Origin of the sequence: Pseudogracilibacillus amylolyticus (SeqCode), from assembly GCF_051918545.1 — a bacterium.
GTDB lineage: Bacteria > Bacillota > Bacilli > Bacillales > Amphibacillaceae > Pseudogracilibacillus.
In genome coordinates, this window is sequence record NZ_JBPPZG010000138.1 from 1 (window position 1) to 9998 (window position 9998).

The 9998-nt window shown below is 36.2% G+C and carries 9 protein-coding genes and 3 tRNA genes; 7 read left to right on the plus strand and 5 right to left on the minus strand.

Going from position 1 to position 9998, the window contains the following annotated elements; all coding sequences use genetic code 11:
* Positions 1-726: nuclease/transposase family protein (locus tag ACPYKA_RS14380; protein ID WP_479542927.1), on the minus strand; the 726-nt coding region annotated here is incomplete at its 3' end.
* Positions 727-1499: 773 nt separating this feature from the next.
* On the opposite strand from ACPYKA_RS14380, the gene ACPYKA_RS14385 reads away from it, so the two are divergent.
* From ACPYKA_RS14385 to ACPYKA_RS14400, 4 genes are all read left to right on the plus strand, one after another.
* Positions 1500-3128, plus strand: coding sequence for a GAF domain-containing sensor histidine kinase (locus ACPYKA_RS14385; protein WP_479542928.1), 1629 nt, complete (start codon positions 1500-1502; stop codon positions 3126-3128).
* Positions 3129-3134: 6 nt separating this feature from the next.
* The gene (locus tag ACPYKA_RS14390; RefSeq protein ID WP_479542929.1) at positions 3135-3788 is read left to right on the plus strand and encodes a response regulator; all 654 of its coding nucleotides are present in this window, start codon (positions 3135-3137) and stop codon (positions 3786-3788) included.
* A 132-nt stretch (positions 3789-3920) separates the two neighbouring features.
* Positions 3921-5150: an MFS transporter gene (locus ACPYKA_RS14395; protein WP_479542935.1), complete on the plus strand. Its 1230-nt coding sequence runs from the start codon at positions 3921-3923 to the stop codon at positions 5148-5150.
* A 14-nt stretch (positions 5151-5164) separates the two neighbouring features.
* Positions 5165-5722: a Rossmann-fold NAD(P)-binding domain-containing protein gene (locus tag ACPYKA_RS14400; protein ID WP_479542930.1), complete on the plus strand. Its 558-nt coding sequence runs from the start codon at positions 5165-5167 to the stop codon at positions 5720-5722.
* Between the two features lie 7 nt (positions 5723-5729).
* Here the strand turns inward: ACPYKA_RS14400 and ACPYKA_RS14405 are convergent, their stop codons facing one another.
* On the minus strand, positions 5730-5900 hold the full coding sequence (locus tag ACPYKA_RS14405) for a hypothetical protein (RefSeq protein WP_479542931.1): 171 nt from the start codon (positions 5898-5900) through the stop codon (positions 5730-5732).
* A 330-nt stretch (positions 5901-6230) separates the two neighbouring features.
* Here ACPYKA_RS14405 and ACPYKA_RS14410 point away from each other — a divergent pair, with 330 nt between their 5' ends.
* From ACPYKA_RS14410 to ACPYKA_RS14420, 3 genes are all read left to right on the plus strand, one after another.
* Complete coding sequence (locus tag ACPYKA_RS14410; RefSeq protein ID WP_479542932.1) at positions 6231-6983, plus strand: gluconate 2-dehydrogenase subunit 3 family protein; 753 nt, start codon at positions 6231-6233, stop codon at positions 6981-6983.
* A gap of 20 nt (positions 6984-7003) precedes the next feature.
* The gene (locus ACPYKA_RS14415; RefSeq protein WP_479542933.1) at positions 7004-8716 is read left to right on the plus strand and encodes a GMC family oxidoreductase; all 1713 of its coding nucleotides are present in this window, start codon (positions 7004-7006) and stop codon (positions 8714-8716) included.
* Positions 8717-8843: 127 nt separating this feature from the next.
* Complete coding sequence (locus ACPYKA_RS14420) at positions 8844-9164, plus strand: hypothetical protein (RefSeq protein WP_479542934.1); 321 nt, start codon at positions 8844-8846, stop codon at positions 9162-9164.
* A 156-nt stretch (positions 9165-9320) separates the two neighbouring features.
* On the opposite strand, the gene ACPYKA_RS14425 is transcribed toward ACPYKA_RS14420, so the two are convergent.
* The 3 genes from ACPYKA_RS14425 to ACPYKA_RS14435 all read right to left on the minus strand — a co-directional run bounded on the left by ACPYKA_RS14425 (position 9321) and on the right by ACPYKA_RS14435 (position 9904).
* A tRNA-Thr gene (locus ACPYKA_RS14425) sits at positions 9321-9391 on the minus strand.
* 149 nt (positions 9392-9540) lie between these two features.
* A tRNA-Asn gene (locus ACPYKA_RS14430) sits at positions 9541-9615 on the minus strand.
* A gap of 216 nt (positions 9616-9831) precedes the next feature.
* Positions 9832-9904 (minus strand) — tRNA-Ala (locus ACPYKA_RS14435).
* Positions 9905-9998 lie beyond the last annotated feature (94 nt).

Sequence of the window (9998 nt, forward strand, 5' to 3'; positions counted from 1 at the left end):
AATTACTTTCCTTACGATCCGAACGTATTTCACACGATAAAAATCATTTTTTGTTTCTTTGCCCTTTCTATAAGAAAAAGAATTTCGCCCGCTAAGCTTTTGGTAGACTTCCGATACATAGTCATCATTTGGTTTAACTTTTAATTTTATATGTAGATCTTTATAAACGACGAATCCATCAACAAATCTCCAGCCGGTGGTGTTTGTTTTCCCTTCAAAACTATCCATATCACCCTTACGAACGAAACGTACCTTTTTTGCTTTCCCGAACAATTTGCCGCTGAACGTATTCCAGGCTCTAGATGCTGTTTTTTGTGCAACGGCAGCGTTCACTTTGTTGCCGAAATGTTCGCGTATGGGCTTTATCCATTTGTGAGAGGCGTATTCCGTTAATTGGTACTTTTCTCTTAATTGTTTCAGTTTTTCCTGAATTGTTTTCTTTTCTGCTTTTAAGTGCTCATTTTTTGGATTCTTTTCTAACTTTCCAGATACTGCTTTATACTGACGAATCAACTTTTTATACGCTTTTTCACGCTTCATTTGGTGCTCCAGCTTTAAATATTCCCCTAAAATTGTATTGTACATTACTCTGCAGATTTCCAGTTCATCTTCGATGACAGAAAAAATGAGCGGATTATTTTCTAATTCCAAAGATAATACAAAACTGGGCGAAGTATTTTTCCCCATATTCGAACACCCCTTAACGAACGTTTGTTTTATATTCATTATACAATCTTTCGAACAAAAGGGCAACGCTCGTTCGGATGCTTTTCAACTTTTTTAATTTTTAAATTTTAAAATTGAATCAACCCATACCTAAAGGAGTGGGCTTTTGTTTTAAAGGTCTGTAAAGCGTATGAATGATGTGGGATATATAAAACTACTGTTTTATTTTATCTAATTCTTAAACGAAGTAAGTTACTCTGTTCAAGGGAAGCTTTTTTATGTGTGCATTTACTGGAGATATTTCATCTAGGAGAGAGCTGTTGCTACTATCATAGTAGCCATTTGTTGACCATTATAAGTATACCGATCAATATTTTGGTACAAGAAGCACCAGGCATTTTTAATAAAAAAGACGTAAAAGCTTAGTAAAGTCTTGCTAGTATATCACTCTATCTAAAACTTATATAAGCTTGGGTTCTAAAGCAACTTAAAATGTATAATTAAAATAACAAAAGCTCAGTTCTGTTACTACCAACAGGATTACAATTAGTGTAAAAGACGTAAAACACTCCTAAACTCCATTTCAAAACATTACAAAGTTTACTTTATACAACAGTTCATTGTCGTGATAAGTTATAAAAACATATGAAATTTATGTTAAAATAGGAACAAATTATAATTTATTTTTTTACTAATTTCCACACTGTACTAATTATTATTTTATGATTTAAACGAAATATCCTATTCGCGCGACATACATTTGTTCAAATCAAGTTAGTACACTTTTTTAATAAGAAGTCCCCCATCTTATAAAATGAAAAGGATGAAGCATTTTGAAGGAAAAAATTAAAAAAGACGATTTAGAAGTTTTGAAAGTAATTGCAGAGACTTTAAATCGTTCCTATGAATTAGAAGGGATGCTACAATCGGTTCTTTCCAAACTTTTAAAAGTAACAGGTTTAGAGACGGGATGGATTTTTCTCGTTGACGGTAAAAAACCACATTATACGTTCATGGCGAGCCACCATTTGCCGCCTGCTTTATCTTGGGGTAACTATAAGGCAATGTGCAATGGTACTTGCTATTGTTTGAATAATTATTGGGATGGCAAGTTAATGAAACCGATTAATATCATTGAATGTAAACGATTGAGAAATGCGATAATAAATGATTGGGGTAATACAAATGCTATTACCCACCATGCTACGGTACCCTTGTCAGATGGTGAAGAACAGTTTGGTATTTTAAATGTTGCTTCTCCAAATAAACAGTTTTTTTCAGAAGATGAATTAACACTGCTTGAATCAGTTGCTTATCAAATTGGCACCGCTATAAAACGTACAAAACTCTATCATTCTCAAATGAAACGTGCGGAAAGTTTAGCTTTACTAGACGAAGTAGTTCGTTATATCTCTGGTCTATCCAATTTTAATATGTTCCCACAAGAGGTGGTTAATCGATTACATCATGTTTTTCGATGGCCGTTTATTGCTTTCTACATAAAGGAAGGAAATGCGCTCAAACTTCATGCTAGTAATCAAACTAATAATAAGAATTATCAAGCAAATGAAATGCTACTAGATAACCTTCCTCATGATATTAAAAAATCTCTTTCCAAGAAGCAAATCATGCACAATATCGATGTCAGTTCAACAATGGATTTACTCGACCTTCCGGAATATCCATCTTCAATTATCGTACCTATTGTCGTGTCTCGGGAGGCAAAACAGGGAATCATTATTGTCGGAGGAAAATCATATAATTCGTTTTCTGCAAGTGATTTGGAAGTGTTAAAATTACTTGCTGATCATATTTCTATAGCTATTGAAGAGATGTTAATCAATGCAAAACAGCAAAAAATGCTAGTTCTAGAAGAAAGGAATAGACTTGCTAGAGATTTACATGATTCAGTAAATCAAAAACTTTTTTCTCTATCCTTAACGAGCAGAGCTGTTAAAGAAATGATACGAGAAGAAAATCATGAACTTCAGCATGCAATGGATCATATACAAGAAATGACACAGAGTGCACTCACTGAAATGAAATCGCTAATTTGGCAATTACGTCCAGTCGGCTTAGAAGGGGGTCTTATAACTGCATGGAAAAATTATGGTAGGAAACTTGGATTATCTGTTATAGACACAGTTCATGGTGTTTATAGTTTTCCAACAGAAATCGAAGAAGCACTTTGGCGAATTGGTCAAGAAGCTTTAAATAATGTTAAAAAACATGCTAACACACATAAAGTATTGATTAACTTACAATCAACGGTTAAAACAATTTTTCTAGAAATTTCTGATCAAGGAAAAGGCTTTAAATCAGATATGCAAGAAAGTCAATGGTCGTTAGGACTACATACAATGAAAGAACGTACTGAAAAGATTGGTGGGTCATTATTTATCCAAAGTAAAATCGATGAAGGGACTACTATTACAGTAGAAATCCCTTGGAGAAAAGAGTGAATTTACATGACAATAAGAGTACTGCTCGTCGATGATCATCAAGTTGTTATACAAGGGTTAAAATTCTTTTTGAATACGCAACAAGATATTGAAATTGTAGGCGAGGCAAACAATGGAAGAGAAGCGCTAGAAATAATCGAACAATTAACACCTCATATCGTTTTAATAGACTTAGTAATGCCCGTAATGGACGGAATCGAAACAACAAGAAAAATAACCGAACGATATCCCTTTGTAAAGGTCATTGTGTTAACAAGTTTCTCTGACCAAAATTATGTTTTACCAGCATTAAGGGCCGGTGCAGTTGCCTATCAACTCAAGGATATTGAACCAGATGAATTAGTTAAAACAATCCATTCGGCTTATCGCGGCGAGCAGCAACTTCATCCGAAAGCGATGAAGTTGCTTTTATCTCATGTGGCAGATGAAACGAACGAAATAAACGAACGAAATTTAGCTTCATTATCACCTCGTGAAATGGATGTTCTTCATCAAATATCTCTTGGAAAAAATAATAAACAAATAGCTACTAAACTTTATATTACCGAAAAAACGGTAAAAACACATGTTAGTAGCATCTTGAGCAAATTAGAATTAAACGATCGTACACAGGCTGCAATTTTTGCATTAAAAAATAATTTATTTGATCATTCAGACTAAAGTTGTAACGAACCCTACTAATTAAGTAGGGTTTTCTTTTGCAAGTTATTCATTCGTTGTACTGAAGACAGCTGCATTATTTATTTGTAAGATAAGGTTACTAGAAAGCAATTCAAAACGAATCTCGTCTTAATAAATAACAGAAAAGAGGTGTCAATGTTCTTGAGTCAATTAGAAACAGTAAAGAAAGAAAAAAAAGAGGATATCGACGAACAAAAAGAAAATCTCTTAACGAAAAGTTTTTTACTCGTTTGTATGTCTGCACTATTCTTTTGGACATCTGTATTTTTCCATGGAGCTTTATTCCCTCTTTATTTAGATGGACATGGTTATTCAGAATCAACAGTTGGTTTTGTTGTTGGTTCCGGCGCTTTAGCGGCATTAGTCGGAAGAGTATTGTCTGGTTGGGCCGTCGATAAATGGGGAACTCGTAAATTTGTGTTCTGGGGAGCAATCGCATGGGCATTCACTTCACCATTCATGGCTTTGACGACAAACATCTTTTTGTTAACTTTTTTTCGGCTCATCCAAGGATTTGGTCTAGCAATTTTTTTAAACGCTTCTTTGGCTCAAATGGCAAAAGTAGCTCCAGAAGAAAAGAGAGGAGCAGCCGTTGGTTGGTGGGGTATTACAAATAATTTATCCAGTGCAGTTGGACCAGTGATTGCAATTTGGATCATGCAAGATTTTGGTTGGTTTATTACTTTTGTGACTGCTGGAATAACTGCATTAATAAGTGCTATTTTAGGTCTTGTTCCATCTAAAGAATCGCAAAAAAGCAAAATGGATTCAGAAAACGACAATAAATTTCGCGTGTTCTCACCAAAAGCTGTTTTACCAGGGGTGGTTGGTGCTACGTTAGGTTTTGCATCTGGGGGGTATATTACATTTGCACCACTCATTGCCAAAGATCTTGGTTTATCAAATGTAGGAATTTATTTGATGGTGCTCGCAATTGCAATGGTACTTGCTAGAATGACATTTGGTTCACTTTCAGATAAAAAAGGCAGGATATGGGCGATCTTACCTGGTCTCCTATTAATAATCTTGTCGATGATTTTAATCGGTATGATCAACCATCCACTACTGGCACTCATTGTTCCCTTTATGTTTGGTTTAGGTATTGGGGGCGCAATGCCTGGCCTCATAGCTTGGACGTTAGACAGGACAAAAGCGACAGAATCAGGTTTAGCTGGAAGTACGTTTTATTTCATATATGAAATTGGTATGTTTTTTGGACCATTCATTTTAGGAATATTACTTGAGGTAGGCAATTATTATAGTTATCTCGTTATCGCAGCCATTATCTTTATTGTAATGCTATTTTATTTATATTCGCTTCGTCAAGACAAAATAATATAAAGGAGAAAATCAAATTGAATCTAGGTCATGTATTAATTTTCGGTGGTACAGGTATGCTTCAAGAAGCGTCTGGTTGGATTGCAAAACATGCAGAGCATACAATCACGTTTGGGAGAAATAAACATAGACTTTCTCAACTATATAGAAAGTATGGCGAACAAGGATTAGAAGTTCGAGTTTTGGATTATACAGATAACAAGTGGTTAAAAGAGGAGATTATTCATTCATTTATAAAGCACGGTCCAATTAATATGGTTGTTGCTTGGATTCACGGGACAGCTCCAAATGCAATTCAAACAATAATAAAGCTAATATCCACACTTCAGGAAAACAAACAATGGACGTTAGTTATTATTAAAAGTAGTGGTGATTTAGCCAAAATTATAACACCGGTAAACAATACGGAAAAAAATTGTAACATAAAAGAAGTGCAACTAGGTTTTATTTATAATGAAACTACCTCACGTTGGCTAACCCATAAAGAAATATCTGAAGGAACTATCCGAGCGATTAAAGGAAATGAAAATAATACAATTGTTGGTACATTAGAACCCTGGGATCAAAGACCATAAAACCCTATTAAATGATTAAAAGAAAACCAATCCTATTCCCTAGTCTTTCTCTATTAACAGGCTCCCACGACTCTCCGAAACCTGCTAGAAGGGAAAATACCTGTTTTGTCCGAACTATATATCCAGCCCAAATTAAAAATATACCAATTACTAAGCCGATTGCCATTTCAGTTCCCATTTGTACACTTCTCTCAACAAACCCTTAACACTAAGAGTAATCTTACAACAAAAAACCTACATTTATTAAATGACAAATACAAATATATCTTGAAGAAAAAAGGGAGTTGTTTCTCCCTTTTAAATATAGCCCCTCTTTCAGGCTAGTAAAACTGTTATCACTATTTACTGCTAAGTGATCTAGCACTTCGATGCCTAGTAACTCATTATAAATGTTCATGTCAAGTTAACTCTCAGTTTAATTAACTCAGAAAATTGTATAATTCGAAAATTAAAAGGAATAATATCTCCTTAAACAGACTTTCATACTGCCAGCAAGGAGGAAATAATAATGTCAGATGATGATTCTAAAGATCTACAGGAAGATTCGATTGATCTATCAAGACGATCATTTCTTAAAAACACAGGAATAGCAGCCGGTGGGGTCGTTGGCGGGGCCTTGTTAGGGGGACTTGTTGGAAACCCTTTTAAAACAAAAGAAGAGATGCCTGCACCACTCAAAATAGATTACACAGAAGCACGACAGTTTTTTAAGCGAAAAGATGATTTTGAAGTGCTTTCCATGGCGACTGAACGTATTTTCCCTGAAGACGATATCGGACCAGGTGCTATTAAACTAGGGGTGCCCTACTATATAGACCGTCAATTAGCCGGTTTATGGGGTGTAAATGCTAAGGAATACAGAGAAGGCCCGTTTTATGAAGGGGAGCCAAATCAAGGATACCAAAATCGTTTAAACCGCCAGGAAATCTTTCAAATCGGTATAAAAGCGATAAAGGATCATAGTGAAAAAGAATATGATGGAAAATTTCAGGATTTAGATGGTGAACAACAAGATAAAATTCTGAAAGCTCTCGAGGAAGATGACATTAAAATGACGGGCATTCATTCCAGTATATTTTTTGACCTTTTGCGGACAGCAACTTTGGAGGGGGTCTACGCTGATCCATCATATGGCGGAAATAAAAATATGGATGGATGGAAAATGAAGGAGTATCCAGGAGCGCAATTAAGTTATTTCGATGATGTTGAAAATGAGGATTTTATAAAAATAAAACCAAAGGCTTTAAATGATTATCAATAAAAGATGAGGAGGATGTGACCATGGCGGAAATATTGGATAAAGTGGATGTTGTAACAATTGGAGTAGGCTGGACCGGTGGGATAGTCGCCGCAGAGTTATCCAAACAAGGACATAAAGTTGTAGGATTAGAGCGCGGCGGAGACAGAAATACGAGTGATTTTTCTTTAAAATATGATGAGCTACGTTATGCCCTTCGTTATGAATTAATGCAGGATCTTTCACGGGAGACTTTAACATTTAGAAACAACATCAAACAAAGGGCTCTGCCCATGAGACAATATGGTTCTTTTTTGTTAGGTAATGGTGTCGGTGGTGCTGGTGTTCATTGGAATGGTCTGTTGGATCGCTTTTTGCCTTATGATTTTGAAATTAGATCAAAAACAATTGATAAGTATGGCAAAAAAAAGATCCCATCTGATGTACCCGTTCAGGATTGGGGAATTACATACGATGAAATGGAGCCCTATTACGATCAATTTGAAAAAATGGCTGGAATATCCGGTGAGGAAACACCCAATCGCGGGCCTAGATCAAATGACTTTCCTACCGGCCCAATGAAAAGTACACCCATGTTGGATCTTTTTAAAGAGACAACAAAAAAAATGGGACTTGATCCCTTTCAATCACCATCAGCAAATACATCTGAGAGATATGAAAACCCGGATGGCATTGTTAAGAACCCCTGTCAGTATAATGGTTTTTGTGAACGATTCGGATGTGAATACGGAGCGAAAGCATCACCTATAATAACGGTTATACCCACTGCACAGAAAACCGGGAATTTTGAATTGCGTACAAACTCTGAAGTCATTGAAATACTCCATAAAGGAGGAAAGGCTACCGGAGTCAAATATGTGGATACATTAACAGGGATAGAGTATGAACAACCCGCTGATGTAGTAGTGTTAACAAGTTACACATTTAACAATAGTAGATTATTACTTTTATCCAAACTAGGAACACCCTACGATCCAAAAACACAAAAAGGGGTTATTGGCAAAAACTATTGTTATCAAATAGATGTTGGAACTACCGGATTCTTCAATGATAAAAAATTTAATGTTTATATGGGATCTGGGGCGCTTGCAGCCACACTTGATAATTATAATGGCGATAATTTTGATCATACTGATCTAGATTTCATTCATGGAGGCTCCATTACCGTGGCACAATCAGCCGCGAGGCCAATCAACAACAATAATGTGCCCCCTGGTACACCAAGTTGGGGAAAAGAATTTAAAAAACAATCCATTAAATATTTTAACAGGTCATTCGGTCTTTATTCAGAAGGTGCGTCATTACCCCATATCCATAATTACTTGGATCTTGATCCAACATACAAAGACGTATACGGAAGGCCGCTTATCAGACTAACGTATGACTACTCCGATTCGGATAGAAATCGCGGACACTTTTTAAGTGAAAAGATCCGTGAAATCGTCAAAGAGATGGGTGCAGATTTTTTATCTGAACCTGATGAATTAGATCATTATGATATTAGACCGTATCAAGCCACTCACAATACAGGAGGAGTTATTATGGGTGATGATCCAGCAACTTCTGCAGTTAATTCATATTTACAAATGTGGGATGCTGATAATGTATTTGTAGTCGGCGGCTCGGCATACCCCCACCATAGCGGATATAATGCTACGGGTACTATGGGAGCCTTGGCATATAGAGCGTCAGAGGGTATCATGAATTATTTTAAAAAAGGCGGCCAATTGGTCTGAAATGTAACAATCAAGGTTCTTTCTGACTAGACTCTGGTCCGTACAATATTGATTATTTTGTATGAATTTCCTTACAACTAGCCAAACTAATCGATCAAATTACATTTTTTTAGAAGGAGGAAATATTTTGAGTAGTAAATGGATGATGAAGGTAACTGCGCTTGTTTTGTCTTTAGTATTTATTACAGCTTGCGGAATGAATAATAAAAATCAGGCCCCTGCGGATAATCAGCCTCCGCCAATTGAGGATACTAGCAACAGAATAAACGATTCAGATTATCCGACGGAACTTGAACGGAACTTTGAAAAAGATATTAACGAAGAAAATATGAACAATCATAGAATTACACCAAATCAACCTAATGACAACAATGACAAGCTTCAAAATGATGAACGGAATGAAAGACTAAAACCCAACAATCGTAATATGAATGATCAACGACCCTAATGTAAGGATATCGATAGCCATTCATAACAAGACACTTAGAGTATCCCCTATATAACTTTGCACCTTCAATAATATTAATATTTATTCACGTGTTCCTCCGCTGGTACATTAGGATTCGGCTCAACGTTTTTCGGAGTTCTTTGAGGTATAAAAATAAGCCAGTAGTGAGAATCGAACTCACATCGTCGCCTTACCATGGCGATGTTTTACCATTAAACTATACCGGCAAGTAAGAAAGTCGTCACTGGAAACAGAAAGTTTAAAAATAAATAACAGCCAAAACTGTTGATACAATAGGGTTTCCATGGTGAAATATTCAAATGATGTTTATCTTGCCATGGAAGTGCTCTACCTGCTGAGCTATGGAAGCATAAAATGGCTCCACAGGTAGGGTTCGAACCTACGACCGATCGGTTAACAGCCGATTGCTCTACCACTGAGCTACTGTGGAATATGTTTAATATAAAGGTTTATTTTATTAAATTTAATACTTATAGAGCACATCGTGCATTCGCACTTCTCACAAGCCTAATTTGAGAGTCAGCTTGCTCTATCTTTATTTATTTTATCTACTATTAATATAGCTTATTATATTTAAAATCTCAACCAAAAGTGGTCTGTAAAAAAATAAACATCCACGAGTATAAAACTCGTAGACATTTATTGATGGAGCCTAGCGGGATCGAACCGCTGACCTCCTGCGTGCAAGGCAGGCGCTCTCCCAGCTGAGCTAAGGCCCCAAAAGTATGTAAATTCATAGATGGTGGGCCTGAGTGGACTCGAACCACCGACCTCACGCTTATCAGGCGTGCGCTCTAACCAGCTGAGCTACAG

Coding starts and splice junctions, on each gene's coding strand:
- ACPYKA_RS14405 (WP_479542931.1), bottom strand. CDS start 5,900: ATGGGAACTGAAATGGCAATCGGCTTAGTAATTGGTATATTTTTAATT.
- ACPYKA_RS14415 (WP_479542933.1), top strand. CDS start 7,004: ATGGCGGAAATATTGGATAAAGTGGATGTTGTAACAATTGGAGTAGGC.
- ACPYKA_RS14410 (WP_479542932.1), top strand. CDS start 6,231: ATGTCAGATGATGATTCTAAAGATCTACAGGAAGATTCGATTGATCTA.
- ACPYKA_RS14390 (WP_479542929.1), top strand. CDS start 3,135: ATGACAATAAGAGTACTGCTCGTCGATGATCATCAAGTTGTTATACAA.